Origin of the sequence: Pelagibacterium halotolerans B2 (genome assembly GCF_000230555.1) — a bacterium.
GTDB lineage: Bacteria > Pseudomonadota > Alphaproteobacteria > Rhizobiales > Devosiaceae > Pelagibacterium > Pelagibacterium halotolerans.
Genome location: NC_016078.1, coordinates 2994018 through 3020060 on the forward strand (window position 1 = coordinate 2994018; position 26043 = coordinate 3020060).

Sequence of the window (26043 nt, forward strand, 5' to 3'; positions counted from 1 at the left end):
TCCCGACCGAAAGGACAGCACCCTTTCCCTATCTCCTCCCCTATAACTTGCCCGATATCGGAACAAGTTATCATATGTCTTGCATTAGACAGGCGTGTGCGGCAAAACGGAATTCACGGTTTCGGAGAAAAAGATGGATAAAACCGAAGGTCTGGTTCTTTCGGGCATTCCCGCCGATGCCCTGTCTCTCAAGCTGTCGCGCTCGACCATCAAGATGCGCCACACGGCGACCTGGCGCGTGGAAAAATCCAACGAGGTGCATGACCTTGTCGTCTGCATTTCGGGCAATGCCCATTACGAGCTCGATGGCGAACCCGCCTCGCTCTCACCGGGCGAAGCCATGCTGATTCCCGCCGGCGCCCGCTTTGTGGGCCGCATGGGTCCCGGCCCGGTCTATACCGGCTTTGCCCAGCATTTCACGCTCGATCTGTTCGGCCATGTCGATCTCATCAGCCAGATGGATCTCAAGCGCACCGCCCGCTTTTCGCGCTGGCGCGTTATCGAACCGCTTGTACGCCATTACCGCGAGATCGCCCCCGCCTCCTCGACCACACTGGCCCAGTATCACATCTTCATGGTGATCCTGATCGAGTTCATCGAGGAAGCCTTCATCCGCTGGCGTGAACAGGCCCTCGTCAACAGCGCCGGGCCCGATGCGCTCTCTTTGCACATCATGCTCACCGCATCGCTCATCGCCGGCAATCCGTTCAAGCCCGGCATTTTGGAAGATGCGCTGGGATCGCTCCCCTATAATCCCGACTATTTCCGCCGCGCCTTCAAGGATCGCATCGGCTACACACCGGCCAAATTCTGCGAGTTCAAACGCCTTGAGCAGGCCATGAACATCCTGTCGGCCGGCCATTCGGTCAAGGAAACCGCCGCCATCACCGGATATCCCGACGTCTATTACTTCTCGCGCCAGTTCAAGCGCTATATCGGCACCTCGCCCTCGGCCTACCGTCTTTTGAACCGGGCGCGGGAATCCGGCCAGTTCATCGACGGCGTTTCGCGCGGTCCGGAAAATCCATGAATCTGTAATATAATTATTCAATTGAAATCATATATGTTGTGCCTATAGTGGCGGCACTCCTGCCCACCCACCCCCATTTTCGGAGATTTTCCCATGAGTTTTGACCCCACCGGCAAGCATCTGATCGCGGGCGAATGGGTTTCCGGCGCGGGGACGTTTGCGTCCGAGCCGGCCTCGGGTCCCAGCCATGACTTCGCCATGGGCACGCCCGAGCTTGTCGATCGGGCCGCAAAGGCGGCCGAAGAGGCGTTCTGGTCCTATGGCTATTCCTCCCGCCAGGAGCGCGCGGCGTTTTTGAACCTGATCGCCGACGAGATCGAGGCGCGCGGCGCCGATATCACCGAGATCGGCACTCAGGAAACCGGGCTGCCCGCCGCCCGCCTCGAGGGCGAACGCGGTCGCACCACGGGCCAGTTGCGCCTCTTTGCCGAACACATCGAAAAGGGCGATTATCTCGACCGCCGCCACGACGCGGCGCTGCCCGACAGAAAGCCCGCCCCGCGCCCCGACATCAAGATGGTCCAGCGCCCCATCGGCCCGGTTGCCGTGTTCGGCGCATCCAACTTCCCGCTCGCCTTTTCCACCGCCGGGGGCGATACCGCAGCGGCGCTGGCCGCCGGCTGCCCGGTCGTCGTCAAGGGCCATGGCGCCCATCCGGGCACCGGCGAGATCGTCGCCCAGGCCATCGACGCGGCGCGCAAGGCACTCGGCCTGCATCCGGGCGTGTTTTCGCTGGTCCAGGGCGGCGACCGTTCGGTCGGCCAGGCGCTGGTCCAGCACCCCGACATCAAGGCCGTCGGCTTTACCGGCTCGCTCGGCGGCGGCAGGGCGCTTTACGATTTGTGCGCGGCGCGTCCCGAACCCATCCCGTTCTTTGGCGAGCTCGGGTCGGTCAATCCCATGTTCGTTCTGCCCGAAGCGCTCAAGGCGCGGGCCGGCGAGATGGGCAAGGGCTGGGCCGCATCGCTGTCGATGGGCGCCGGCCAGTTCTGCACCAATCCCGGCATTGCCGTCCTGATCGAAGGCGAGAGCGCAAGGAGCTTTGTCGAGAGTGCCAAATCGGCGCTGTCGGAAACCGGTCCCCAGACCATGCTCACCGACGGCATCGCCAAGGCCTATCGCGATGGAAGAGACAGGATCGCCGCCTCACAGGGTGTGCAGGAGCTTCTGACCTCGACCTGCGACCTGCGCAACGCCACGCCCTATCTGTTCGAGACCGATGGCGACACCTGGCTCGCCAACCACGACCTCGGCGAAGAGGTGTTCGGCCCGCTCGGTCTGGTCGTTACCGTCAGGGACGAAGACCAGATGCGCGCCATCGCAAAATCGCTGCAGGGGCAATTGACCTGCACGCTGCACATGGACGCCGGCGACACCGAACTGGGCCGTTCGCTGATGCCCATTCTCGAACGCAAGGCGGGCCGGGTTCTGGCCAACGGGTTCCCGACCGGCGTGGAAGTCGTCGATGCCATGGTGCATGGCGGCCCATATCCGGCCTCCACCAATTTCGGGCACACCTCGGTCGGCACCCTCTCCATCCGCCGCTTCCTGCGCCCCGTCGCCTACCAGAATATCCCCGACAACCTGCTGCCGGGCGATCTGCGCTAGGGAATCTCGGCCCGTTTCCACCAATTGTCATCCCGGCCTTGAGCCGGGATCCAGTACACTGTGCGCTCAAATCCGCGCACCAGCACCGCCCTTAGAGATCGATGCCGTTCTCGTTCAGCATCGCCGCCACATTGACCGTCCCGCCCGAAGCGATCGAGCGATTGGCGGCGATCCCGGTCAGGATCGACCAGGCGCCATCCACATGCGATGACGACCGCCCGTAAAGATCGGCATCCATCCCGCTCGCGTCAAAGAGATACCCCAGCATGATCGGGTCGGCCCCGCCATGCCCACCCGTTCCGGTCCACACATCGATCTGCCGCGGCGCTTCCCCCGCCATATGCAGCATGGTGGTCATGGCATCGTCGACCGGCTTTTCGCGCTTGCCGCCAAACACCCCATGCACTTCCACATGCTTGTGCACGAGTTCGCCCTTCGTGCCATGAAACCGGATTTCCAATCCCTCCCACGGGCTGTAGGCGCACAGCGTATAGTTCAGCATCGCCCCATTCCTGTACCCCGCCTGCACGGCCATCGTGTCCTCGATGGTGATGTCAGCGGCAAAAACGCAGCGGTCGCGCTCATAGCCGTCGAAATCCTCGGCATCGAGATAGAGCGCCTTGAGCTTTTCGTCCTTTTCCAGATCCATGCGCAGATCGCACCTCGCGGCCACCGGGCAGGTGTGGCACCGGTCCGAACGCCCTTCGAGCCCCATCGCGTCGGCCATTTCCGGCGCATAAAAGGCCCGCCGTCCCAGCGCCGAAACCGTTTCCGGCACCGATCCGAGCCACCAATTGACCAGGTCGAAATGATGGGTCGATTTGTGGACCAGAAGCCCGCCCGAGCGCTCCTTGTAGCGATGCCAGCGCCGGAAATAGTCGGCCCCGTGCACCCGGTCCAGATGCCAGGAAAAATCCACAGCAACGATCTCCCCGATCGCGCCCGATTGCAGGATGTCCTTGATCTGGGTCCGGGCCGGCGTATAGCGGTAATTGAACGTCACCGACACCTTGCGCCCCGTTTCCCGCTGCGCGTCGAGGATCGCTTTGAGCCGGGTGAGGTCCGTGGTCATCGGCTTTTCGGTCATCACATCGCAGCCGCGCTTCATGGCGGCGACGATATATTCGTGATGAAGATCGTCGGGGACCGTCACGATCACCGCATCGGGCTTCTGCTCGCTAATCATCTGCCCGAAATGCTCGGCGCGATAGGTCGCGACCCCGTTTCCGCCGCGCTCGGGTACGCTCTGCGCCGACAGCGCCAGCCTGTGCCCGTTGACATCGCACAACCCGACAAGCTCGGCCTTGCCTTCAAATGTGGTGGTGATGGCGTCGCGAAACATCGCATGCCGCGCGCCGGTCCCGACGATAGCGTATTTCAATGATCGATCCCCGATAAAATGCGTGCGATCGGCCCGGCCGGGCCAGCCACTCCACTATCGGATGCAAGCCGCCTTCAGTCAACAAGCTATCATATAAATTTATAATATCAGACTGACAAGTCAGCCATGATGCTGGTTCCGCGTCCAGACAAAGCGCGGTTCATATCCGAAGGCCCGCCGCGCCTTGTCCGAGCTGAACCCCGACGCCACCCCCGCCGGCAGGCCGGAAATATCGGTACCCGGCGCATAGCGCGCGAACAGCTCCCGCGTTTCGATCCCGTGCAGATTTTCCGCGCCCGAAAGATTATAGACTCCCGATTCCACGCTCTGGGCCTCCAGCGCCTGACGGCACCCGATGGCGATGTCGCGCGCATCGGTCCGCGTCCACAACAGGAACCGGTCACGCTGCGGCTCGGCCAGCGCCCGCTCGATCTCACCCTTGAGATCCTGCGGCGCCCGCACCCCCATGATGCGGAAAGTGAGCACATTGAGCCCCTTTTTCGCAAAATAGCCCGCCGCCGATTCCCCGGCGATCTTGGAGAGCGCATAGGAATTGCCCGGCCGCAGGGGATGGTCTTCGCTCACCGGCGCGAACACCGGGTCCGCATCGGCAAACCCGTAAACCTGCGCGCTCGACGCCAGGATCACCCGCCCTACCCCCAGCGCCGCGCTGGCATCGAGGCAGTTGAAATGCCCCGCCACATTGTCCGCATAGGTCCGCGCATCGGGCACGATCCCCGGATCGGACCATGCCGCCATATGCACCACCGCCTGCGGCCGCACGAAAGCGAACGTTCCAAAAACATCTTCGGGCCGCGAGACATTGCCCTGCATGTAGCGCACCCCCGCGATCCTTTCGGGCGCCGCCGCCAGATCGAGACTGGTCACCTCATGGCCGGCCCCGGCCAGTTCGGAAACAACGAACCGCCCCACCCGGCCCGACCCGCCCGTCACCACGATCCGCATTTCAAACCTCCTCTTGGCAGCACGCTAAAATTAGTCATACTGGTGCTAGTAGTATTAATATCAAGACGCAAGATGAAAACCGACGCCCCGCCCAGCCTCGCCGCCCGGACCGCCGACCGCCTGCGCTCATGGATCGCCGCCAGCGGCCTGGTCTCGGGTGCCCGCCTGCCGCCCGAGCACGCCCTGATGGCCCAGCTCGATGTCAGCCGCACCGTCCTGCGCGAGGCCGTTGCCGGTTTGCGCGCCCAGGGCGAATTGACCAGCCGCCGCGGCTCGGGGGTCTTTGTCGCCCGCATGGCCGACGATGGTGGCATCCGCGTCCGCGAGGAGGGCGAGGCGGTCAATCCCCACGCCATCCTCAACCTGCTCGAGGTGCGCCTGGCGCTCGAGGTCGAGGCCGCCGGCCTTGCCGCCCGCCGCCGTTCGGCCTCCGATCTTGCCCGCATCGAGGCCGAATTTGCCGGTATGGAAGCGGCCCGCACCCGCGACGAACTCGTGGCGCGCGATTTCAGCTTCCACGTCGCCATCGCCGCAGCCACCGGCAATCCCCAGTTCATCTATGTCATCCGCCAGGTCGGCGACCGGGCCTTCCCGCGTGAGCGTGGTTGGTCCACCCCACCCGCCAATGGCGAGCGCTACGCCGAACTGCGCCTGCGCGAGCATCAATCCATCCTGCGCGGCATTGCCGAGGGCGACGCCGTCTTCGCCCGCGACGCCATGCGCCACCATATCCTCGCCAGCGCCCAGCGCTTCCGCGCCGCCATCGAGGCCAATTCATGATCGTCACCGACCTTCGAACCACCCCGCTCGTCCTGCCCCTCGACCGCCCCATCGGCAACGCCACGGCCACCATCACGAAATTTTCCTGCATCGCCATTCATCTGGAAACCGACGAAGGGCTTGTGGGTGAAAACCTCATTTTCACCATCCGCCCCGAACAGCACAAAATGCTCGACCAGATGGTGCATGTCCTTGCCGACGCGGTGATCGGCAAATCCCCCGATATGGTCACGGCCTTCTGGCAGGACGCCTGGCAGCGCATCAATTTCATCGGCTTTGTCGGCGTCTCGATCATGGGCATTTCGGCCATCGACGGCGCCCTGTGGGATTTGCGCGGCAAGGCCGCCAACCGCTCCATCGCCCAGCTTCTCGGCCAGGCCCGCACACGCGTTCCCGCCTATGCCAGCGGCGGGCTGTGGCTGAACCAGGACATTGACGAGATCGCCCGCCAGGCCGCCGATTTCGTCGCCGCCGGGTTCGGCGCCGTCAAATTGCGGCTGGCCGGCAACGCGGCGATCGATGTCCCGCGCGTCGCCGCCGTGCGCGAGGCGATCGGCCCTCAAGCCGGGCTGATGATCGACGCTAATCAGGCCCTCGACGCCAAAGCGGCCATCGCTTTGGCCCGCCAGCTCGAACCCTTCGCCATCGCCTGGTTCGAAGAGCCCGTCCCCGCCCACGATCTCGCCCATTCCGCCCAGGTGGCGCGCGCCCTCGATATCCCCATCGCCTCGGGCGAAAACGAATACACGATCCACGGCTTCCGCCGCATGCTCGAAGCCGGCGCCGCCGATATCGTCATGCCAGACCTGCAACGGGTGGGCGGGGTCAGCGAGTTCATGCGCGTCGGCGCGCTGGCCGCGGCGTTCGATACCCCGGTCTCCTCCCACCTCTTCCCCCAGCAAAGCCTGTCGCTCATGGCCGCCATCCCCAACGCGACCCTGCTCGAACATCTCGATTGGTTCACCCCGCTCTATAGCGAACCCATGGAGTTCGAAAACGGCCACGCGCTGATGCCCGACCGTCCCGGCTGGGGCTTTTCCTTCGACCCTGCCGCCCTTGCCCATTACGCCGCATAAGTAATAAGATAAGTTTTCTAACTTGTCTGTCATCATATGTAGTGATAGGACAAATCCGCTATTCGGTACGAGGGAAGAGAAATGAAGATCGTCGACGTCAAGGTCCGGGTGTTTGTCACCACCACACGGCGGCATCAGGACGCGGCGGGCCACGCCCATCCCGGCGATCCCCACAAGGTCAAACAGGGCCTTCTGACAATCGTCGCCGATGACGGCAGCGAGGGCCATTGCTTTGGCGTCCCCGAGATCATGCGCCCGCACGTGATCGAAAAATTCGTAAAGACCGTGCTCATCGGCCAGAACCCGTTCGACCGCGAACGCCTCTGGCAGGAGCTGGCCCATTGGCAGCGCGGCAGCGCCGCCCAGTTGACCGACCGCACCCTCGCCGTTGTCGATACCGCGCTCTGGGACCTGGCCGGTCGCGCCCTAGGCGTGCCGGTCTATAAGCTGATCGGCGCCTATCGCGACAAGGTGCCCGCTTATGGCTCGACAATGTGCGGCGACGAACTCGAAAATGGCCTCGCCACCCCCGACGATTACGGCCGCTTTGCCGAAAAGCTGGTCAAGCGCGGCTATAAGGGCATCAAGCTCCACACCTGGATGCCGCCCGTCTCCTGGGCGCCCGACGTCAAGATGGATCTGCGCGCCTGCGCCGCGGTCCGCGAGGCCGTCGGCCCCGACATTTCCTTAATGATCGATGCCTTCCACTGGTATTCGCGCACCGAGGCATACGAGCTGGGCAAGGGCCTCCAGCAACTCGGTTTCGACTGGATCGAGGAGCCGCTCGACGAGCAATCCATGTCGTCCTACGCCTGGCTGGCGGAAAATCTCGATATCCCCGTCCTCGGCCCCGAAAGCGCGGCGGGCAAACATTATGCCCGCGCCGAATGGATCAAATCGGGCGCCTGCGATATCCTGCGCACCGGCGTTCACGACGTGGGCGGCATTTCCCCCTCGCTCAAATCCATAGCGCTCGCCGACAGTTTCGGCATGAACTGCGAAATCCACGGCAACGGCGCCCCAAATCTCGTCCTCGCCGCCATCGCCCGCAACGTCCGTTGGTACGAACGCGGCCTGCTCCACCCCTTCCTTGAGTATGACGAGGGTTTCGACTATCTCAACTCCCTCGCCGACCCCATGGACGAAAACGGCTTCGTCCACCTCTCGGACAAACCCGGCATGGGCGAAGACATAAATTTCGCCTTCATCGACGACAATCTTGTTGAGGGCTGAGGCGCACTCATAGCGTCTTTAGAGCGCGTCCAGCAAAAGTGGAAACGGTTTTGCGGTTCGGACGCGCTATAAAACAAAGGCTTAGAGCCAAGGATTTGATTCAATCAAATCCTGAACGGCTCTAAGGGCGATAAAATCGGCTCACGCGCAGGCGGATATCCGTCGGATTGCCAATCTTGGCCGACTGTCCGCGCGCTTAACCGCCGGACCTCGCCCGACGAACGGCCCTCACCTTTCCGCTGCTCCCGCCTCCACAGAAAAAGCGCTCGCCACCATCGGATTCAAGCCCCGAAACGCCGATTCCGGGCGGCATATCCAGCCGCTCGAGCACGTCGCCCGTTTCCGGGTCGATGCGGCGAAGGTCGCTCCGGCTGTCTTCCCACGTCCCGTGCCAAAGCTCGCCATCCACCCAGGTCACGCCGGTGACGAATCGATCGGACTCGATGGTGCGGAGCACTTTTCCGGTTCCGGGATCAACCTGATGGATCTTGCGACCGCGATGCTGCCCAACCCAGAGCGAGCCTTCCGCCCAGGCCAGCCCGGAGTCGCCGCCGGCGCCGGGGGCGGGTATTGTGGCAAGGACTTGGCCGGACTTGGGATCGACTTTTTGGATCACGGCATCGGCAATCTGGAACAGATGCTCGCCATCGAAAGCGGTCCCTGCATGGGCGGCGACGTCGAGCGATCTTGAAATTTCCCCGCTTTGAGGATCGAGGGCCCTCAGCCTGTCGCCGGTTGCCAGCCAGATATGAGAGCCGTCGAAGCTGACTCCGGCCACATCGTCCACATCGGGAAACGGACCATATTCGCGGATGATGTCGGCGGCTGAATGTTTCATCTGGCACCCAAAAGCCCTTGATCAAGACGGATACTCTAGCTGGAAATCCCCATGGCGGGGAGTAACAAGCTTGTCGGGAATCCGGGCACGCGCGATGCGATCCAGCGGCACGCCCGCCCGCGCCCGAACGCTTCGACCTTGCCGTCGCGGGCAAGCTCACGGAGGGCGCGCTGAATTGTGCGTGGGCTAACGCTCAACGCCAGCGCCAATGCCGAACTCGACCAGGCCTCGCCGTCCCCGAGCAGAGCGAGCACTTGGGCATGGTCGTCCTCGATGGGCGGCGCCAGCACGACGACGCGGCACGCCGTGTCGGGTCGCAGAACAAAACCCCGCTTGGTTGCGCTCAGCTCTGCCAGCGGTCTGATCGCATTGCGTAGCCGGGCCATTTCAACACGCAGTCGCGCGCGATGTGACTCGTCGGCATGCCGTACCCCGAAAGCGCGTTTCAGAAGCGTTTCGCGCGGCACGTCCTCCGGCCATGCCTCCGCAAGGGCACGGATGAGGGCGAGCAGAACCGGCCGGGCGGCGAGCGAAACGATCTTTGTCCCCGTGCGCACGACGTTGCGGCAGGCGTCCACAATGAGCGTATCGGCGGTCATCAGCTTTTCGACCTCCTCGAGATGAAGCAGCCGCTCGACGTCGCGCGCGACCAGGCGCGCCGCCGGCGCCCCGAACGCCGCCACTGCCTGCTCGACCTCGGCCACCAGCGCAGCAATGCCCACGTCTTCCGCCGCTCGTTTTGCCCGCTCCAGGGCACTCCAGGCAGGCTCTGTCCTGATGCGGCGAATGGCTATACCCGCCACCACCAGTTCTCGCCCGACCAGCGAAGCGGGTGGCAGAATGTCGGCATCGAATTCATCGAGCACGTCTTGGGCTTCATCGAGACGACCGATCAGGAGAAGGTGCCGGGCTTGCAGATAGCCGGCATGCGCTGCGTTCCGTCGGTCGCCGGACATCTCGAGGACCGCCCGCGCTGCATTGAGCGCTTGCAAGGAACGGCCAAGATCGCGCGTGACAAGGGCGATTTCGGCCCCGGCGACAGCACAACGCGCACGCGCCACGGGCTCTTTCGGACCGAAAGCACGTGCCGCGCTTGCCAGAAGCTCCCTGGCGCGCACAAGGTCGCCGAGCTGCGCCATCGCGATGCCGCGCAACGCCAGCGCCGGCGGGTCATCGCGCAAGGCGATCCTCTTGAGCGCGGCGAGCGGATCGCCGGCCGAAAGCGCGCGCGCGGCGGCAGCGATCAGCGAGTCCATTGAAATCCCGTCACACTTGTAACTCTCACCCGATCCCCTGCGCGCGCTAGCCTCTTTCCATCGCAACCGCTGGCAACGGCGAATACGATGGGAGAACCGAAAATGACAGTGCGCGCGGCAACGGAAAAAATCGCTTCGTCACCCCGACCCTCGGTCGATGCGGCAGGCTGGCTGGCGCTTGCCGCTGCCCCGACCTTTGCGCTCATGGCCTGGATTTCTGCCATCGGCACACCGGGCATGACGATATGCTCCGCCACCCCCGCTTTCGTGCCGATAAACGACATGGCCCTCATGTACGCACTGATGAGCCTCTTTCACCTGTCGCAGTGGATGAAGCTCCTTTCCGCCCGTTCGCGGCGTCCCAACACTCAAACCGAAGGAGACTGACAATGCAACATACCGTTGTTACACACGATGACTGGCTGGCGGCCCGCCGGAACCTCCTGAAAGACGAAAAGGACCTCACGCGTTTACGCGACAAGGTCGCTCGCCAGCGGCTTGCCCTGCCCTGGGTGCGCATCGACAAGCAGTATGTTTTCGATACGCCCGAGGGCCCGCGCACGCTGGCCGATCTCTTCGAGGGCCGGTCGCAACTTCTTGTGCAGCATTTCATGCTCGCGCCGGGATGGAACGAAGGCTGCCCGAGCTGCTCCTATATGGCCGATCACACCGACGGAATGAACAAGCATCTGGCCCATCACGACGTCACCATGATCGCCGTCTCGCGCGCCCCGCTTGCCGAGATCGAGCGCTACCGCGAACGCATGGGCTGGCAGTTCAAATGGGTGTCGTCCTTCGGCACCGACTTCAACTACGACTTCCGCGTCAGCTTCACGCCCGAGGAAATCGCCAGCGGGCACATCGACTACAATTTCGGCGAATGGCAGGAAACCGGCGAGGAATGGCCCGGCGTCAGCGCCTTTTTCAAGGACGATAAGGGCGAGGTCTTCCGCACCTACTCCACCTTCGGCCGCGGCGTCGAGGTGATGATGGGCACCTACAACATGCTCGATCTCGCTCCGAAGGGCCGCAACGAGGACGAGGGAATGGACTGGGTGCGCCGGCACGATCGCTACGAGCAACCGCCCCAGAAGGCACGATGACTGGCTGGCGGCGTGGAAACGAAACGACAGCCGGACCGCAAAAGGAGTCCGGCTGTCGCCTTTTCGCTTAAGGGAATCAGGGGTTCGGCCCCGCAACACCAATCTCGATGGGGTCGCCTGCCGCCGCCCCTCACCCCGCCCCCTGCGCCAGCCGCTCCTTGGAGCCCACAAGATGCAGCCGCATGGCGCCGCGCGCCGCCTCGCTGTCCCCGGCCTCGATGGCCTCATAGACCCGCATATGCTCGTCATTGATGTGGCGCAGATAATCGCCCCGGCTTTCCTGGGCCAGCGCCGAGGTATTGAGCCGGGACCGCGGCACCAGATATTCGCCCAGATAATTGAACAGATTGACGAAGTGGTAATTGCCAGTGCCGCTGGCGATCGCCCGGTGAAAGGCGAGATCGGGGACGATCGCCTCGCCCCCCGCCGCGATCGCCAGATCCATCGCATCGAGAGCCCGGCCCATCGCCTTGAGCGTTTCTCCATCGCGCCGCGCCGCCGCCAGCCCCGCCGCCTCCACTTCCAAGGCGATCCGCAATTCGAGCACGGCCACCGCCTCGGCCAGCACCCCGCCGCCGCCCGCCTCCAGCACGAAGGGCTGGGTGAACGGGGTTTCGCTCACGAACACCCCAACCCCCTGGCGCGGCGTCACCAGCCCGCCGGCCCGAAGGTTGGCGATGGCTTCGCGGATCACCGTGCGGCTGACCCCGAACTCCTCGATCAGCTCGTGCTCGGTCGGCAGTTTTTCGCCCGGCCCATATCGCCCCGAGCGGATACGCTCGCCGACGGTTTCGATCACCTGCTGGGAAAGACTGTTCCGGCGATTATGCATCAAACCCCCTCCACCCGGCGCCCATCGGCCCCGCTCAGATATAGTCCGCCCGGTGCGGGGTAAACGCATCGACCATCGTTCCGGCCTCGATGCATACGGCCCCGTGCAGCACCCCGCCATCGACCACATAGCTCGATCCCGGCCCCAGACGCTCGGTCACCCCGTCGATTGTCACTTCGAACAGCCCGCTTTCGATATAGGCGGTCTGGGTATGGGGATGGGTGTGCGGTTCCCCGACCGCCCCGGCGGCAAACTCCCAGCGCAGCATCATGAGCTGATCATTGTAGCACAGCATCTGCATGCGGCGCCCCTCGGCCATCTCCTGCCATTGGGCGTCTGCTCCCTTGAGAAACGATCCCGATGTCGCCATGCGTCAAATCTCCTTGGTCAGGCTCCGGCCTGGGCCAGCGCCAGGTCCCGGTCGTAAGCTGCGCTCGCCGCGATCAGCGAGCGGGTGTACTGGCTCTGCGCCGCGCCGCTTTCCAGCGCCGCGCGTGAAAGCACCTCGACGATCCGCCCGCCTTCCATGACGGCGAAATCGCTGCACATATGGTCGATCACCGCCAGGTCGTGGCTGACCAGCAGATAGGTGAGCTTGTGCCGCTCGCGCAGATCCATGAACAGATTGAGGATTTCAGCCTGGATCGAAACGTCCAGCGCCGATGTCGGCTCGTCGAGCAATAAGATTTTGGGTTCCAGGATCAGCGCCCGCGCGATCGCCACGCGCTGTCGCTGCCCGCCCGAAAGCTGGTGCGGATAGCGATAGCGGAACTGGTCGCCCAGCCCCACCTGTTCGAGCGCATCCCCGATCCGCCGGTTGATATCGGAAAACCCGTGCACCTTGAGCGGTTCGGCCAGAATGTCGGCGATCTTGCGCTTGGGATGGAGAGAGCCATAGGGGTCCTGGAACACCATCTGCACCTTGCGGCACCATTCGAGCCGCTTGGTCTGGGCAAAGCTTTTCCCATCGACCGAAATCGCCCCGTCCCAATGTTTGTAGAGCCCCGCGATACACCGCAGCACCGTCGATTTCCCCGAACCCGATTCCCCGACCAGCCCGAAGGTCTGCCCGTCCTCGACCTCAAACCCGATCCCGTCCAGGATCTTGCGCCGCCGCGGCCCCGCGCCGAGATAAAGCTCGAGCCCGCTCACATCGATCATGCTCATGGCTGCCTCCCCAGCGCCTCGGCCCAGCTCGCCTGCCGGTCGAGCACCGGCAGCCGCCCCTTGTGCTCCCCGATCCGCGGCAGCGAGGCCAAAAGCCCCTGCGTATAGGGATGTCTGGCATTGCCCAGATCGGCCGCCGCCAGTTCCTCGACCACCTGCCCGCTATACATGATGAGCACCCGGTCGCAAAAACTCTGCACGAGGTTGAGATCGTGACTGATGAACAACAGCCCGATGCCGCGCTCCTTGACCAGATCGTCGAGCAGCGCCAGCACCTGGAGCCGCACCGTGACGTCGAGCGCCGAGGTCGGCTCGTCGGCAATAATCATCGCCGGGTCTGGAATGAGCATCATGGCGATCATGATGCGCTGGCCCATGCCGCCCGACACCTCGTGCGGATAGAGCGTATAGACATGTTCGGGATCGCGGATCTTGACCGCCGCCAATTGCGCGATGGCCCGCTTTTTCGCCTCGGCCCTGCCCACCCTGTGATGGGCCAGATAGGCCTCGGCCACCTGCTCGCCAACGCTCATCACCGGGTTGAGCGAGAATTTGGGGTCCTGCAGGATCATCGATATCCGCGCGCCCCTGATCGCCTGCATGCGCTTTTCCGACAGCGCCAGCATGTCCTGGCCCTCGAACTGCATTTCGTCGGCCGAAATCTTGGCGATCTCGGGCAGGAGCCGCACGATGGCGCGCCCGACCGTCGATTTGCCCGAACCCGATTCCCCGATGATCGCCACCTTCTCGCGCCCCAGCGTAAAGCTCACATTGCGCACCGCATGCAGCTCCCGCCGCGCCGAGAAATAGCCCACATTGAGGTTCTTGACCGTAAGGATGGGGTCGTTCATCGCCATCACCTCGCCTGCCTTGGGTCGAGCATGTCGCGCAGCCCGTCACCGAACAGGTTGAAAGCCAGCGCCACGAGAAGGATCGCCGTGCCGGGCATGGTCACCACCCACCAGCTATCGATCATGAACCGCCGCCCCGCCGAGGTCATCGCGCCCCATTCGGGCGAAGGTGGCTGCGCACCGAGACCCAGAAACCCCAGCCCCGCCGCCGTCAGCATGATCCCCGACATGTTGAGCGTCGTGCGCACAACCACCGAGGGAATGCAGATGGGCAGGATATGGGCCAGAAGGATGCGGGGCGAGGATGCCCCCGAGACCTGCGCGGCGGCGATATAGTCCGCCGCCCGCGTGGTCAGCGTTTCGGCCCGCGCCAGCCGCGCGATGGGCGGCCAGGCCGTCAGCGCAATGGCGATCACGGCGTTTTCGATCCCCGGCCCCAGCGCGGCGGCAAAGGCCAGCGCCAGGATCAGGCTCGGAAACGAAAGGAAGATATCGGTGATCCGCATCAGCACCCGGTCCGTCCAGCCGCCGAAATATCCCGCCGCCATGCCGATCAGCAGCCCGATCGGCGCCACGATCACCGAGACCAGCAACACGATATAGAGCGAGATGCGCGAGCCGAAAACGATCCGGCTGTAGATGTCGCGCCCGAATTCGTCGGTGCCGAACCAGTGCTCGCCGCTCGGCGGCTGCAACGCCCCCGAAAGGTTCTGGCTCAGCGGATCGTGGGTCGCGACCCATGGCGCGAAAATCGCCATGATCGCGAGCAGCACAACCACTGCCAGCCCGAACACCGCCAGCGGATTGGCCATGAACCCGCGCACGCCCCAATAGATGCGCTGCAGCGTTGCCTGGCGCGAGCTTGTAATCGTGTCGCTGGCCAGATAGTCCCGCCAGCCCATCGATGTCTGAACCTTGCTCATTGCGCACGCGTCCTCGGGTCGAACACCCGGTACAAGATGTCGGAAAGGATGTTGAGCGCGATAAACAGCACGCCCACCAAAAGCGTGCACGCCATCACCGCGTTCATGTCCCCGATCATCAGGTTCGAGGTCAGATACCCCCCGAATCCCGGCCAGGAAAACACGGTCTCGATCAGCACCGCCCCCTCGAGCAGCCCGCCATAGGCCAGCGCCACGATGGTCACGAGCTGCACCCTGATGTTGCGGAACGCGTGCCGCCAGATGACGGTGCCGCGCGAGAGCCCCTTGATGCGGGCGGTAACGATATATTCCTGCCCCAGTTGCTCGATCATGAACGAGCGCGTCATGCGCGAGATATAGGCCATGGAATTGAGCCCCAGCACACTGGCCGGCAGCCAGATGTTGCGCAGCGCGCTCCAGAACACGTCCCACTCGCCCACCAGCACCGAATCGATGAGCAGGAACCCGGTGATCGGATCGACAAGCCCGGTATAGAAAACCTCGACCCGCCCCGTGCCGCCCGACCAGCCCAGCATGGCGTAAAACACCAAAAGCCCCATCAGCCCGAACCAGAAGGTCGGGGTCGAATAGGCGAGAAGGCTGAAAAAGCGCACGAAATAATCGGGAAATTTGTTGCGGTTGGTGGCCGCCAGAACGCCCAGCGGAATGCCCAGCCCGGCCCCGATGATGATCGATATGGTGCCCAATTCGATCGTGGCGGGAAACACCCGCGCGATGTCCTCGATCACCGGGCGCCCGGTCAGAAGCGCCACCCCGAAATCGCCGCGCGCGATATCGGCGACGAAGCGGAAGAACTGGACGTAAAGCGGCTGGTCGAGCCCCAGCCGCGCATAGACCCGGTCATATGTGGCCTGGGTCGCCTCGTCGCCGACAATGGCCAGCACCGGATCGACCGGCATCATGCGCCCGATGATGAAGGTGAGGATCAAGAGCCCGAAAAGCGTCACGGCGATCGAGCCGATAAAGCCCAGACCGCCCGTCACTCGGGGCATGATGCGCATCGATAATGGAGCCATGAACAGCCCGTTTCTCAAATGGTGGCGGCGCGGCGCCCCGATATCGGAAAGGGCGCCGCGCCATCGGGAGGAATTAAGGGGCGCCCCTAGCGGTCCTTGGTCACCGTATCGAAGCGCGTTGTCCAGCCATAATGGTTCTGGAACCCTTCGATATCGCTGCGGAACACGACGGTATCGACGACCGCCGAGATCGGCTGGATGGCCGGCACCAGGTCTTCGTAAAGATATTGGACCTCTTCATAGAGCCGTTCCTGCTCTTCTGGATCGCGCTCGACCAGCGCCTGCATGGCCAGATCGTTGAGTTCCTCATTGTAAAACGAGGTCCGCCACCCGATCAGCCCCGAAAGCCCGGCATCGTCGGAATTGTCGGGATTGATGACCAGCGACTGCATGTTGGAATGGGGATGGGGCTCCTGCCCGCCGCCGCCACGACCCACGATCAGCTCGAAATCGCGTTCGCGCATCGGGCCATAGACCTGGTTACCGGTGCCCGTGACGATCTCGGCATTGATGCCGGCTTGGGCCAACGTGCCTTGAATGGCCGTTGCGATATCGATGAAGGGCGGCTCGTTGACGGCCAGAAGCTGCGTCGTGAACCCGTCGGGATACCCGGCCTCGGCCAGATATTGCTCGGCAAGTTCCACATCGAGTTCATAGCCCGGCGCGTCGATCGAGCCCATCACCCCTGGCGTCACCGGCCGCTGGTGCAATATGCCGTAATTGGGCATGATCGTCTCGTTGATGCCCTGATAGTCGATCAGATGGCGCAGGGCGAGACGGACATTTTGGTCCTGATATTTCTCGTCCTTCATCGAAACGGCGAGATAATAGAACCCCGAGCTGGGGACCGATTGCACCACGACGTCGTCATTGGCGTTCAATGCGTTGATGTCGGGCACCGACAGCGCCAGCCCGATATCGATATCGCCGCGCTCCAGCATCAGCCGCTTGGTCTGGCTTTCGGGCATATGCCGGATGAGCACGCGGCTCATCTCTGGCGCGCCGCCCCAGTAATCGTCGAACCTCTCGAGGATGATCGTGTCATTGGCCGTCCAGTTGCGCAGGGTGAAGGGGCCGGACCCCGCCGTATTGGTGGTCAGCCACCCCGCAGCCAGATCGCCGTCGACCTCGTGTTCGAGCGCCGCTTGCCGGTCGATGACCGAGGAGGCGCTGGGCTTGCCGAAAATATAAAGGATCAGTTGCGGATCGCCCTCGAGCGGCATGGTGACGCTAATGGTGTTGCCGTCGGCCCGGACGTGCTCGTCGAAATTGTCGAGCGTGAATCCATAGGCCTGCCAGGTGGCCGATCCCACGAGCTCGAGTTCGAGAATGCGCTTCCAGGACCAGATGGCGTCCTCGACGGTCACCGGGTTGCCCGAGGCGAACACCGCATCGTCGCGGAAATTAAGCGTGATGGTCCCGTCTTCGCTCACATCCCAGCTCTCGGCGAGCCCGGGATTGATCTGGGTCACATCCACCGCATCGAGCTGGATGGGCGTGTCATAGACATTGGTGATGATCGCCGTCGACTCGCGCCCGGCAATCGCGGCCGGATCCAGCGTCAGGATATTGGCCATGCTCAGCCCGATCACGAGCTGGTCGTCCGGCGTGGCCGCCCAGGCCGGCAGGGCCGTCGTGGACAGCGTCGCCGCGACCAAGGCGGCAAGAAGGGTATTTCTCATTATCAGGTCCTCCACCCATACAAGATGTCGCTAGATATGCGATATCATACAACTCATGTCAATTCCTGATTTTTCCACCATTATCGCGCAAATATGGCCGAAAACCGGACCTTAATTAATCCTACTAATTATACCATCCCAGGGATTGAGTGGAAAACCCGTTGAAAATCATACTGATTTCCGGCACTGGCTCGCAGGCGTGCCGCCGCTCCGCATCAGGCGCGCCCGTCAGCGCCGGCCACATGACGCAGGGCGCCTTGGGCGCCGGCGGACACGGGCATGCTCCGCATCGGGGGGCGGACATGCATGACGGAACCATCGGCCTTGCGACGAGCGGACCAAACATGTATGACAGCACCAATATTTGTATGGAAAGTGGAGAGCCCTTATGAGCCGGACCCGTTTCACATCCCGCGACGCCATCGCGCCGGCCCATGCGGCAGGCATGGACACGACAGCATTGCGTGAGAACTTCCTGATCGACGACCTGTTCTCGCCCGGCGTGGTCTCCCTGACCTATACCCATTATGACCGCATGATCGTGGGCGGTGCCGTCCCCGGCGCCGAGCCCCTGCCGCTCGACCCCATCAAGCCCACAGGCACCGAAAACTTTCTCGACCGGCGCGAGATGATCGCCGTCAATATCGGCGGCGAGGGCAAGGTCACTGTGGGCGATGAGAGCTTTACGCTGGGCACCCGCGACATGATCTATGTTGGCCGCGGCGCCTCGGTCAGCTTCGCTTCGGCCGATCCGGCCAACCCGGCCAAATTCTATCTCGTCAGCGCCCCGGCCCATGCCACGCACCCAACGGCCCACATCAGGATCGGCGACGCCAAGCGCCTCGACCTGGGCTCGTCGGAAACCTGTAACGAGCGCTCGATCTTCCAGTTCACCAACGCTGTCGAGACCTGCCAGCTCGTGGTCGGCATGACCACCCTCGCCCCCGGCTCGATCTGGAACACCATGCCCGCCCACATCCATTCGCGCCGCATGGAAGCCTATCTCTATTTCGACATGGACGAGGATCAGCGCGTCATCCATCTGATGGGCGAACCCAAGCAGACCCGCCATTTGATCGTCGCCAACCAGCAGGCCATCCTCTCGCCCCCCTGGTCCATCCATTCGGGCGCCGGCACCGCCAGCTACACCTTCATCTGGGCCATGGCCGGCGACAATGTCGATTATACCGACGTCGAACCCATCCAGCCTGGAGACATCCTGTGACCGATCTCTCCGCCTTCTCGCTTAGGGGAAAAACCATAATGGTGACCGGCGCCAATACCGGCATCGGTCAGGGCATCGCATTGGCCATCGGACGGGCCGGCGGCAGCGTCATCGCTGTCGGTCGGTCCTCGATGGACGAGACCGAAGAATTATTTCGCCAATGTTCGGCAAAGTCCGGGTCAATTTCACACAAGTCCATAGCTTTTGGCGCCAATGTTGACCCTAAATTGATGCTCGATGAAGCCTGGGACGAGGCGGGCCGCATCGACGGATTGGTCAACAATGCCGGCATTATCCGCCGCGCCGACGCCCTCGATTTCACGCAAGAAGACTGGGACGATGTCATGGACATCAACCTCAAGACAGTCTTTTTCCTCTCCCAGGCCTTCGCGCGGCGCGTGCTGCAAACACCTGAGAAAAAAGGGAAAATTGTCAACATCGCCTCGATGCTGAGCTTTCAGGGCGGCATCCGTGTCGCCTCCTACACCGCATCGAAATCAGGGGTGATGGGCCTGACCCGTCTCCTCGCCTGCGAATGGGCGCAAAAGGGCATAAACGTCAACGCCATAGCCCCGGGCTATATCGAGACCAACAACACCGAAGCCCTGCGCGCCGACCCCGACCGAAACGCCCAGATTCTGGGCCGAATCCCCGCCGGGCGCTGGGGTGAGCCTTCAGATATCGGCGATGCCGCAGTGTTTCTTCTTGCCCGTGCATCCGATTACATGCACGGCACCACCATTCCCGTGGACGGTGGCTGGCTCGCACGTTAACCGGAAGACTTATCCCCGGAGCGCTGGAGGCGATTAAGCTGATCTCCAGCGCGAAAATCCGTAAAGCGCTTCGGGGTTATCGATAAGGGCGAGGTTTTTTCCCTTTTCGTCGGGAAACCAGCTCAGAACGGTCTCGAGCAACGCCGCATCGTCGGGGTAGTCTTCGGTCCGCTTTGCCGCATTGTGCGGCCAGTTGGTGCCCCACACGATCCGTTCGGGCGCAAAAGCGGCGATCTCGCGCGCCACGGCGCCGATATCGGCATAATGGGGACCGCCCGTCCGGCTCGATTCATAGCAGCCGGCAAACTTGAACCACAAATTTCCCTTGTCGATCAATCGCTTGACCGCATCGACCTCCGCGCTTTGCGGCGTCACCCCCGCAAAGAACTTGCCGTGATGATCGAGCACCCAGCGCGATTGGATCGCCGCCAAACGACTGAAATTGTTCAGGATTTCGCCACCATCGAACTGAACGGCCATCATCCAGCCGAACGCCGACGCCCGCGCATCCACCGCTTCGAGTTGATCGAGGCCCACCGCTCCGCCCGGAAGGTCCATGATCCGCGCACCGACAATCCCCGCCTCGGAAAGTGCTTGCATTTCAGCATCTTGGGTATCGCCAGTCACCACCGCCACTCCCTTGGCAACGTCGCCGAACGCCGCAAGGCACGCCAGAAGGCACCCATTGTCGAGTTGATGCGCATTGCCCTGGGTCACCACCACCCTGTCTATCCCCAACCAGTCCATGGTTGTCCGGTAGTCGTCCGGCGTCGGCAACGGTTCGGGCGGCAGTCCCGGCCCGCCGGAAAGCGCTGGAAATCCAGGCACATAGGCATGGATCTGCGTATCGATGGTCCCCGGCGGCAATTGGGTTTTCGGCTTGGCACCGGTGTATGTCCGCTCGATCATCACTCGCCCTTCGGCGCAAATTCCCTAAGCGCATCCCGGTCGATTTCGATGCCCAGCCCCGGCCCGGCGGGGATGGCCACCACACCGGCCTCATGTTCGATCGGGCTTTTGACCACAGCCTGCCGGAAGGGATTGAAAGTCCTGTCAAATTCCAGGATCGGCTCGATCGGCCTGTTACGCACGGGGTTGGGCACCATCGCCGCCATGAACTGGAGCGCCGCCGCGATCTGGACCGCCGTCCCCCACACATGGGGCACCACCCGCACCCCGTGCAGCGCCGCAAGGTCGGCGATACGCCGGATTTCGGTAAACCCGCCACACCCGCAAATATCGGGCTGGATGATATCGACGCACCGGGTTTCGATCGGCTCGCGCATGCCCCAGCGCGTATGCCAGGTCTCCCCGCCCGCCACGGGAATCGGCTGCTTTGCCCGCACCTCGCGATAGGCCGCAAGCTGTTCTGGCACCACGGGTTCTTCGAACCAGTCTATGCCATATTGCGCCGCGCCATTGCCCACTCTGATGGCCTCGATGGCATCGTAGCCGTGATTGCCGTCAATCATGATCGCCATGTCCGGCCCCGCCGCTTCGCGGACGGCCGCGATTACCCGCAGATCCTCTTGCGGATCGAACCCGATCTTGACCTTGGTCGCATGGAACCCTTCGGCCCGGTAGCGCGCAACCTCAAGCGCATTGTCCTCGACCCGATCCACACCGTCACGCTTGAACGAGCCCGTCGCATAAGCCCTTACGCTGTCGCGGAATTTTCCACCCAGCAGCGTCGAGACCGGCACGCCGAAATGCTTGCCCTTGATGTCCCAGAGCGCGATATCGATCCCCGATAGCGCTGTGATCGACAACCCACGCTGCCCCTGGTCACGCAGCGCATTGTAGAGCACCGCCCAGTGCTTTTCGGTCTCCAGCGGGTCCTGCCCGATCAGCCATTGGGAATAGGCCGCAACCACCGCCGCATTGGGCCGTGCCGGGCCAAGGCACTCGCCCCACCCGGTCGTCCCGTCATCGCAAACGATCTCGACAAGCACATGCAGCCGCCGATCGAAACGCATGGACGCGCTCTCGAAAGCCGTCTCCAGCCTGTGCTCGAGCAGGTGGGTGTTAACCGCCGCTATCTTCATTTCTTGTAGGGCGCGATCAGAGCCTCGAGCATGCCTTCCTCCTCCTTTGTGAGATCCGATAGTGGCGCACGAACCGGTCCGGCGTCAAAGCCCTGCAGCCGCACCCCGGCCTTGACCGCAGCCACCGCATAGCCCTTGCCGCGATTGCGGATCGCCATGAAGGGATAAAAGAAATCCTTGAGAATCGCCTCGCACCGCGCCCGATCGCCGCCGCGCAGCGCCTTGTAAAACTCGACGGCCAGACCCGGAACGAAGTTGAACACGGCAGAGGAATAGGTCGTGAACCCGGCAGCCAGATAGGCTTCGGCGAACAATTCCGCCGTGGGCATGCCGCCCAGATAGGTCAGGCGATCCCCCAGGGTCGCCGTTACCTGGCGCACGAGCCCGATATCCCCCGACCCGTCCTTGAACCCGATCAGATTGGGACAAACCTCGCACAACCGCGCCAGCGTCTCGGCCTGCAGGATGGAATTGTCCCGATTATAGACCATCACCCCGATGCCCACCGACTGGCAGACACGCCGGACATGCTCATAAAGCCCCGGCTGGGGCGCATCGATCAGGTAGTGCGGCAAAAGCAAGATGCCGTCGGCTCCGGCCTTCTCGGCCGATTTGGCAATCGAAATTGCCATCTCGGTGCCGTACCCGCAGCCCGAGATAATCGCCGTCCGGCCGGCCGCCGCTTCCTTTGCAGCCGCCACCACCGTGGGAACTTCGTCGGGCGCCAGTGAGAAAAATTCGCCCGTCCCCCCGGCCGCAAACAGCGCCGTGGCCTCGAAATCCGAAAGCCACGCCACATGCTCCTGATACGATCGGGAGTTGAATTTCCCCTCGCCATCGAAATGGGTGACGGGAAACGACAGAAGACCCGCGCCAAGCGCGTGTTTGACGTCCTGCGGGCTCATGGGCAAGTCCTCGATATGCAATTGGTCCTGCAAAGGACCTACAGACCTGCATGACTAATGTCAATATCTTGTATGATATGTTACTATCTGTTTTGCAGGAGCGCGCGATAGCGCCGCTGGCTGCCCAGCAGGTGAACGCGCATGGCTTCCCGCGCTTCCTCGGCATCGCCATTGGAAATGGCCCCCACGATGCGCGCATGCTCTTCATGGATCTGGCCGAGATAGTCTTTCGAAACCTCGCCTGTTGAATCGGACAACGCCGCCCGCGGGATGGCGTTCTGTCCCATCAGGGCAATGAACTCGACGAAGCGCGGATTGCTCGTCGCCTCGGCGATCGCCTGATGCAGGGCGAAATCAGCAACGCTGGTTGGCTCACCCTCGGCGATACATGCGCCGACGGCCCGATGTCGGTCAAGAATGACTTCTTCCTGGATCGGAGAGCGCCGCACAGCGGCAAGACCGGCCGCCTCCACTTCCACTGCAGCGCGCAGTTCGAGCAGCTCGATGATCGAGGAGATGCGCGCGTGATCGACATTCTGGAACGGCAGCCCCGGGGCCGCAACCTGCTCGAGAACGAAGACTCCGGCGCCCCGACGTGGCTCGACCAGTCCATCCGATCGCAGGGCAGCAATCGCCTCGCGGACGACGGTACGGCTCACCCCATGCACCTCGGTCAGACGCGCTTCGCTGGGCAATTTGTCGCCGGGCTTGTATTCGCCCGACAGGATCGCTTTGCGCAAAATATTGGCGACCTGTACGACCAGCGTTCCGCTCTGTCGGCCCGCATCTTCGATCTGGGAGATCATGGCGCCCCTTTCCCGCTCATTCTTGATTGCGGCCGCTTGGTTGGGCGGCCTCCCGCCAGAAAGACACGGTCTGGTTGGGGGTGTCAAGCTAACCCCCGCACCAACAAATCATACAGATTGACCGTTATTGTCCTATCTCTATGATACCGCATCTGACGAAAGGGGGGAGGCACCCGATGAAACGACTTTTGATTACCGGCGCGGGGGGCGGATTGGGACGAATGGCTCGTCAACGCCTGGCCCATCTCGCACCGGTGCTGCGCCTTTCAGATATCGTTCCGATGGAAGAGCCCGCAAGCAATGAGGAAGTCGTTGTCTGCGACCTCTCGGATGCCGCCGCGGTCAGCGCCCTCGTCAAGGACTGCGACGGAATCGTTCATCTTGGAGGCGTTTCGACCGAACAGAGCTTTTCGGCCATTCTCGATGCCAACATCGTCGGTCTGCGGAACCTCTATGAGGCCGCCCGTCACAATGGCATGCCGCGCATCTTCTTTGCTGCGTCCAACCACGTGGTGGGCTTTTACCGCCAGGACGAAAAAGTGGATATCGATTCCGCCGTCCGCCCCGACGGGCTTTACGGCGTGTCCAAATGCTTCGGCGAAGCGCTGGCGCGCTTCTATTACGATAAGCTTGGCCAGGAGACGGCCATCGTCCGCATCGGCTCGTGCTTTGAGCGCCCCACCGACTACCGCATGCTGGCCACATGGCTCAGCTATGACGATTTCGTCAGCCTCGTCGAACGCGTATTCGCTGTTCCCGAACTGGGGTGCCCGACCCTTTGGGGCGTGTCGGCCAATTCACGTGCCTGGTGGTCCAACGAGCATGTGAGCTATCTCGGCTGGCAACCCAAAGACAGCGCCGACCGTTTTGAACAGTCCATTCGCGATACCGGGAACTGGCCGGATCCCGGCCATCCGCTTGCCATTTTGCAGGGCGGAAACAATACTCAAGACCCGCTCAGCGACCATTAAAAAGGGCCGGTCATTGACCGACCCCTTGTCTCTTATTTCTTGACCGAAATCGGCCCGACCATCTGTTCGGGCCGCACCTCGGCGTCGAACTCTTCACCGGTCAAAAGCCCCAGCGCAATAGCCTCCTCGCGCAACGTCGTGCCGTTCTTGTGCGCCGTCTTGGCGATCTTGGCGGCGTTGTCGTAACCGATCTTGCGGTTGAGCGCGGTCACCAGCATCAGCGAGTTGTTCAAATGCTCGTTGATCTTCTTGCGGTCCGGCTCGATCCCAATGGCGCAATTGTCGTTGAACGATTGCGCCGCATCGGCCAGCAGCCGAACCGACTGGATGAAGTTGAATGCGATGACCGGCTTATAGACATTGAGCTCGAAATTGCCCTGGCTCGCCGCAAACCCGATAGTTGCGTCATTGCCCATCACCTGCGCCACAACCATGGTCATGGCCTCCGATTGGGTCGGGTTGACCTTCCCCGGCATGATCGAAGAGCCCGGCTCGTTCTCCGGAATGGTGATTTCACCAAGACCCGACCGCGGGCCCGATGCCAGCCAGCGCACGTCGTTGGCGATCTTCATGAACGCCACGGCAAGTTGCTTTAATGCCCCCGAAGCCCCGACGAACGCATCATGCCCGGCCAGAACCGCAAACTTGTTCGGCGCGGTCACGAACTGGTGCCCCGAAAGGCTCGAGATTTCCTCGGCCACCATGCGCGCATAATCGGGATGGGTGTTAAGCCCGGTCCCGACCGCCGTACCGCCAAGCGCCAGTTCACGCAATTGCGGCAGCGTCGCTTCAATGGCTTTGAGCGCCAGATCGATCTGCGCCACCCAGCCCGAAATTTCCTGCCCCAGCGTCAGCGGGGTAGCATCCTGGAGATGGGTGCGGCCGATCTTGACCACATCCATGAACTCTTCGGATTTTTTCGCCAGCGTGTCGCGCAGCAGCTTGACCTTGGCAAACAGCTTGTCTTCGACAATCGTCACCGCCGCGATATGCATGGCGGTTGGATAGGTATCGTTGGAGCTTTGGCTCATATTGACGTGGTCGTTGGGATGCACGGGCTTCTTGCTGCCCATCGCCCCGCCGGCCATTTCAATGGCGCGGTTGGAGATCACCTCGTTGACGTTCATGTTCGACTGGGTGCCGGAACCTGTCTGCCACACCACCAGCGGGAAGTGGTCGTCGAGCTTGCCCGCGATCACCTCATCGGCCGCCGCGACCACGAGGTCGCGCGTGGCTTCGTCCATAAGCCCGAGCTTGGTATTGGTGACCGCCGCCGCCTTTTTCAGAATCCCGAAGGCATGAACGATTTCGAGCGGCATCTTTTCGCCGCCGATATCGAAATTCATAAGCGAGCGCGCGGTCTGTGCCCCGTAATATTTCTCATTTGGAACCTCGATAGGGCCCATCGAGTCGGTTTCGGTCCGCGTGCTCATCTGAAATCCTCCAACAAGGCTGTAAACTGGCAAGAAAAAGGCCAGTCCCCTTTTGCAAGGACTGGCCGTAATCTGGACGGGCGAGCCCGTCAATGGCGCTTTGGTCTAAGCGTCATGACACC

Annotated in this window: 26 protein-coding genes; 10 read left to right on the plus strand and 16 right to left on the minus strand. The window is 62.7% G+C overall.

All coding sequences use genetic code 11. The features are described from left to right. Window positions 1-133: 133 nt before the first annotated feature. Window positions 134-1030: an AraC family transcriptional regulator gene (locus tag KKY_RS14670; RefSeq protein WP_014132158.1), complete on the plus strand. Its 897-nt coding sequence runs from the start codon at window positions 134-136 to the stop codon at window positions 1028-1030. 93 nt (window positions 1031-1123) lie between these two features. After that, window positions 1124-2638 (plus strand): aldehyde dehydrogenase (NADP(+)), encoded by a 1515-nt coding sequence (locus KKY_RS14675; RefSeq protein WP_014132159.1) that lies wholly within the window; start codon window positions 1124-1126, stop codon window positions 2636-2638. Window positions 2639-2729: 91 nt separating this feature from the next. Here the strand turns inward: KKY_RS14675 and KKY_RS14680 are convergent, their stop codons facing one another. Both KKY_RS14680 and KKY_RS19720 read right to left on the minus strand, forming a co-directional pair. Then, entirely contained in the window at window positions 2730-4019 is a 1290-nt protein-coding gene (locus KKY_RS14680) for a Gfo/Idh/MocA family protein (protein ID WP_014132160.1), read from the minus strand. A gap of 120 nt (window positions 4020-4139) precedes the next feature. Beyond that, the gene (locus KKY_RS19720) at window positions 4140-4985 is read right to left on the minus strand and encodes an NAD-dependent epimerase/dehydratase family protein (RefSeq protein ID WP_014132161.1); all 846 of its coding nucleotides are present in this window, start codon (window positions 4983-4985) and stop codon (window positions 4140-4142) included. Window positions 4986-5057: 72 nt separating this feature from the next. Between KKY_RS19720 and KKY_RS14690 the strand changes: the two genes are divergently transcribed. The 3 genes from KKY_RS14690 to KKY_RS14700 all read left to right on the plus strand — a co-directional run bounded on the left by KKY_RS14690 (window position 5058) and on the right by KKY_RS14700 (window position 8074). Beyond that, complete coding sequence (locus KKY_RS14690; protein ID WP_014132162.1) at window positions 5058-5765, plus strand: FadR/GntR family transcriptional regulator; 708 nt, start codon at window positions 5058-5060, stop codon at window positions 5763-5765. Beyond that, complete coding sequence (locus tag KKY_RS14695) at window positions 5762-6841, plus strand: mandelate racemase/muconate lactonizing enzyme family protein (protein ID WP_014132163.1); 1080 nt, start codon at window positions 5762-5764, stop codon at window positions 6839-6841. Before KKY_RS14690 ends, KKY_RS14695 begins: the two co-directional genes overlap by 4 nt. A gap of 81 nt (window positions 6842-6922) precedes the next feature. Further along, window positions 6923-8074: a mandelate racemase family protein gene (locus KKY_RS14700; protein ID WP_014132164.1), complete on the plus strand. Its 1152-nt coding sequence runs from the start codon at window positions 6923-6925 to the stop codon at window positions 8072-8074. Between the two features lie 196 nt (window positions 8075-8270). Here the strand turns inward: KKY_RS14700 and KKY_RS14705 are convergent, their stop codons facing one another. Both KKY_RS14705 and KKY_RS14710 read right to left on the minus strand, forming a co-directional pair. Further along, window positions 8271-8912, minus strand: a complete 642-nt coding sequence (locus KKY_RS14705) for a Vgb family protein (RefSeq protein ID WP_014132165.1) — start codon at window positions 8910-8912, stop codon at window positions 8271-8273. Between the two features lie 35 nt (window positions 8913-8947). Next, window positions 8948-10168, minus strand: coding sequence for an HTH domain-containing protein (locus KKY_RS14710; RefSeq protein WP_014132166.1), 1221 nt, complete (start codon window positions 10166-10168; stop codon window positions 8948-8950). A gap of 102 nt (window positions 10169-10270) precedes the next feature. Between KKY_RS14710 and KKY_RS14715 the strand changes: the two genes are divergently transcribed. Then, entirely contained in the window at window positions 10271-10555 is a 285-nt protein-coding gene (locus KKY_RS14715; RefSeq protein ID WP_014132167.1) for a hypothetical protein, read from the plus strand. A 2-nt stretch (window positions 10556-10557) separates the two neighbouring features. Then, window positions 10558-11271, plus strand: coding sequence for a DUF899 domain-containing protein (locus KKY_RS14720; protein WP_014132168.1), 714 nt, complete (start codon window positions 10558-10560; stop codon window positions 11269-11271). Between the two features lie 130 nt (window positions 11272-11401). On the opposite strand, the gene KKY_RS14725 is transcribed toward KKY_RS14720, so the two are convergent. From KKY_RS14725 to KKY_RS14755, 7 genes are all read right to left on the minus strand, one after another. Continuing rightward, window positions 11402-12103 carry a FadR/GntR family transcriptional regulator gene (locus KKY_RS14725; protein ID WP_014132169.1) on the minus strand — a complete coding sequence of 234 codons (702 nt, stop codon included), beginning with the start codon at window positions 12101-12103 and terminating at the stop codon, window positions 11402-11404. A gap of 34 nt (window positions 12104-12137) precedes the next feature. After that, entirely contained in the window at window positions 12138-12473 is a 336-nt protein-coding gene (locus tag KKY_RS14730) for a cupin domain-containing protein (RefSeq protein WP_014132170.1), read from the minus strand. A gap of 17 nt (window positions 12474-12490) precedes the next feature. Beyond that, window positions 12491-13270: an ABC transporter ATP-binding protein gene (locus KKY_RS14735; protein WP_014132171.1), complete on the minus strand. Its 780-nt coding sequence runs from the start codon at window positions 13268-13270 to the stop codon at window positions 12491-12493. Beyond that, window positions 13267-14121: an ABC transporter ATP-binding protein gene (locus KKY_RS14740; protein WP_202945625.1), complete on the minus strand. Its 855-nt coding sequence runs from the start codon at window positions 14119-14121 to the stop codon at window positions 13267-13269. The genes KKY_RS14735 and KKY_RS14740 overlap by 4 nt, the downstream gene beginning before the upstream one ends. A 5-nt stretch (window positions 14122-14126) precedes the next feature. Further along, window positions 14127-15044 (minus strand): nickel transporter permease, encoded by a 918-nt coding sequence (gene nikC / locus KKY_RS14745; RefSeq protein ID WP_014132173.1) that lies wholly within the window; start codon window positions 15042-15044, stop codon window positions 14127-14129. Next, window positions 15041-16066, minus strand: coding sequence for an ABC transporter permease (locus KKY_RS14750; RefSeq protein WP_014132174.1), 1026 nt, complete (start codon window positions 16064-16066; stop codon window positions 15041-15043). Before KKY_RS14750 ends, nikC begins: the two co-directional genes overlap by 4 nt. Window positions 16067-16167: 101 nt before the next feature. After that, a complete protein-coding gene (locus KKY_RS14755; protein ID WP_014132175.1) occupies window positions 16168-17763 on the minus strand; it encodes an ABC transporter substrate-binding protein in 1596 nt (531 codons plus the stop codon). 388 nt (window positions 17764-18151) lie between these two features. Here KKY_RS14755 and kduI point away from each other — a divergent pair, with 388 nt between their 5' ends. Both kduI and kduD read left to right on the plus strand, forming a co-directional pair. Continuing rightward, window positions 18152-18988, plus strand: coding sequence for a 5-dehydro-4-deoxy-D-glucuronate isomerase (gene kduI, locus KKY_RS14760; RefSeq protein WP_014132177.1), 837 nt, complete (start codon window positions 18152-18154; stop codon window positions 18986-18988). 38 nt (window positions 18989-19026) lie between these two features. Beyond that, window positions 19027-19761, plus strand: coding sequence for a 2-dehydro-3-deoxy-D-gluconate 5-dehydrogenase KduD (gene kduD, locus KKY_RS14765; RefSeq protein ID WP_420850721.1), 735 nt, complete (start codon window positions 19027-19029; stop codon window positions 19759-19761). Window positions 19762-19794: 33 nt separating this feature from the next. Here kduD and KKY_RS14770 read toward each other — a convergent pair whose 3' ends face one another. The 4 genes from KKY_RS14770 to KKY_RS14785 form a co-directional block, all read right to left on the minus strand. Then, window positions 19795-20670, minus strand: a complete 876-nt coding sequence (locus KKY_RS14770; protein ID WP_014132179.1) for an amidohydrolase family protein — start codon at window positions 20668-20670, stop codon at window positions 19795-19797. Continuing rightward, entirely contained in the window at window positions 20670-21806 is a 1137-nt protein-coding gene (locus KKY_RS14775; RefSeq protein WP_014132180.1) for a mandelate racemase/muconate lactonizing enzyme family protein, read from the minus strand. The genes KKY_RS14770 and KKY_RS14775 overlap by 1 nt, the downstream gene beginning before the upstream one ends. Then, window positions 21803-22711, minus strand: coding sequence for a 5-dehydro-4-deoxyglucarate dehydratase (gene kdgD, locus KKY_RS14780; protein WP_041529516.1), 909 nt, complete (start codon window positions 22709-22711; stop codon window positions 21803-21805). The genes KKY_RS14775 and kdgD overlap by 4 nt, the downstream gene beginning before the upstream one ends. A gap of 83 nt (window positions 22712-22794) precedes the next feature. After that, entirely contained in the window at window positions 22795-23517 is a 723-nt protein-coding gene (locus KKY_RS14785) for a FadR/GntR family transcriptional regulator (RefSeq protein ID WP_014132182.1), read from the minus strand. A gap of 176 nt (window positions 23518-23693) precedes the next feature. Between KKY_RS14785 and KKY_RS14790 the strand changes: the two genes are divergently transcribed. Further along, a complete protein-coding gene (locus KKY_RS14790) occupies window positions 23694-24488 on the plus strand; it encodes an NAD-dependent epimerase/dehydratase family protein (protein WP_014132183.1) in 795 nt (264 codons plus the stop codon). A gap of 32 nt (window positions 24489-24520) precedes the next feature. On the opposite strand, the gene fumC is transcribed toward KKY_RS14790, so the two are convergent. Next, the gene (gene fumC, locus KKY_RS14795; protein WP_014132184.1) at window positions 24521-25921 is read right to left on the minus strand and encodes a class II fumarate hydratase; all 1401 of its coding nucleotides are present in this window, start codon (window positions 25919-25921) and stop codon (window positions 24521-24523) included. Between the last annotated feature and the right edge of the window lie 122 nt (window positions 25922-26043).

Excerpts from the sequence above, each read along its gene's own strand:
- KKY_RS14670 (WP_014132158.1), top strand. The coding sequence starts at position 134 with ATGGATAAAACCGAAGGTCTGGTTCTTTCGGGCATTCCCGCCGATGCC.
- KKY_RS14675 (WP_014132159.1), top strand. The coding sequence starts at position 1,124 with ATGAGTTTTGACCCCACCGGCAAGCATCTGATCGCGGGCGAATGGGTT.
- KKY_RS19720 (WP_014132161.1), bottom strand. The coding sequence starts at position 4,985 with ATGCGGATCGTGGTGACGGGCGGGTCGGGCCGGGTGGGGCGGTTCGTT.
- KKY_RS14690 (WP_014132162.1), top strand. The coding sequence starts at position 5,058 with ATGAAAACCGACGCCCCGCCCAGCCTCGCCGCCCGGACCGCCGACCGC.
- KKY_RS14695 (WP_014132163.1), top strand. The coding sequence starts at position 5,762 with ATGATCGTCACCGACCTTCGAACCACCCCGCTCGTCCTGCCCCTCGAC.
- KKY_RS14700 (WP_014132164.1), top strand. The coding sequence starts at position 6,923 with ATGAAGATCGTCGACGTCAAGGTCCGGGTGTTTGTCACCACCACACGG.
- KKY_RS14705 (WP_014132165.1), bottom strand. The coding sequence starts at position 8,912 with ATGAAACATTCAGCCGCCGACATCATCCGCGAATATGGTCCGTTTCCC.
- KKY_RS14710 (WP_014132166.1), bottom strand. The coding sequence starts at position 10,168 with ATGGACTCGCTGATCGCTGCCGCCGCGCGCGCGCTTTCGGCCGGCGAT.
- KKY_RS14715 (WP_014132167.1), top strand. The coding sequence starts at position 10,271 with ATGACAGTGCGCGCGGCAACGGAAAAAATCGCTTCGTCACCCCGACCC.
- KKY_RS14720 (WP_014132168.1), top strand. The coding sequence starts at position 10,558 with ATGCAACATACCGTTGTTACACACGATGACTGGCTGGCGGCCCGCCGG.
- KKY_RS14725 (WP_014132169.1), bottom strand. The coding sequence starts at position 12,103 with ATGCATAATCGCCGGAACAGTCTTTCCCAGCAGGTGATCGAAACCGTC.
- KKY_RS14730 (WP_014132170.1), bottom strand. The coding sequence starts at position 12,473 with ATGGCGACATCGGGATCGTTTCTCAAGGGAGCAGACGCCCAATGGCAG.
- KKY_RS14735 (WP_014132171.1), bottom strand. The coding sequence starts at position 13,270 with ATGAGCATGATCGATGTGAGCGGGCTCGAGCTTTATCTCGGCGCGGGG.
- KKY_RS14740 (WP_202945625.1), bottom strand. The coding sequence starts at position 14,121 with ATGAACGACCCCATCCTTACGGTCAAGAACCTCAATGTGGGCTATTTC.
- nikC (WP_014132173.1), bottom strand. The coding sequence starts at position 15,044 with ATGAGCAAGGTTCAGACATCGATGGGCTGGCGGGACTATCTGGCCAGC.
- KKY_RS14750 (WP_014132174.1), bottom strand. The coding sequence starts at position 16,066 with ATGCGCATCATGCCCCGAGTGACGGGCGGTCTGGGCTTTATCGGCTCG.
- KKY_RS14755 (WP_014132175.1), bottom strand. The coding sequence starts at position 17,763 with ATGAGAAATACCCTTCTTGCCGCCTTGGTCGCGGCGACGCTGTCCACG.
- kduI (WP_014132177.1), top strand. The coding sequence starts at position 18,152 with ATGAGCCGGACCCGTTTCACATCCCGCGACGCCATCGCGCCGGCCCAT.
- kduD (WP_420850721.1), top strand. The coding sequence starts at position 19,027 with ATGGTGACCGGCGCCAATACCGGCATCGGTCAGGGCATCGCATTGGCC.
- KKY_RS14770 (WP_014132179.1), bottom strand. The coding sequence starts at position 20,670 with ATGATCGAGCGGACATACACCGGTGCCAAGCCGAAAACCCAATTGCCG.
- KKY_RS14775 (WP_014132180.1), bottom strand. The coding sequence starts at position 21,806 with ATGAAGATAGCGGCGGTTAACACCCACCTGCTCGAGCACAGGCTGGAG.
- kdgD (WP_041529516.1), bottom strand. The coding sequence starts at position 22,711 with ATGAGCCCGCAGGACGTCAAACACGCGCTTGGCGCGGGTCTTCTGTCG.
- KKY_RS14785 (WP_014132182.1), bottom strand. The coding sequence starts at position 23,517 with ATGATCTCCCAGATCGAAGATGCGGGCCGACAGAGCGGAACGCTGGTC.
- KKY_RS14790 (WP_014132183.1), top strand. The coding sequence starts at position 23,694 with ATGAAACGACTTTTGATTACCGGCGCGGGGGGCGGATTGGGACGAATG.
- fumC (WP_014132184.1), bottom strand. The coding sequence starts at position 25,921 with ATGAGCACGCGGACCGAAACCGACTCGATGGGCCCTATCGAGGTTCCA.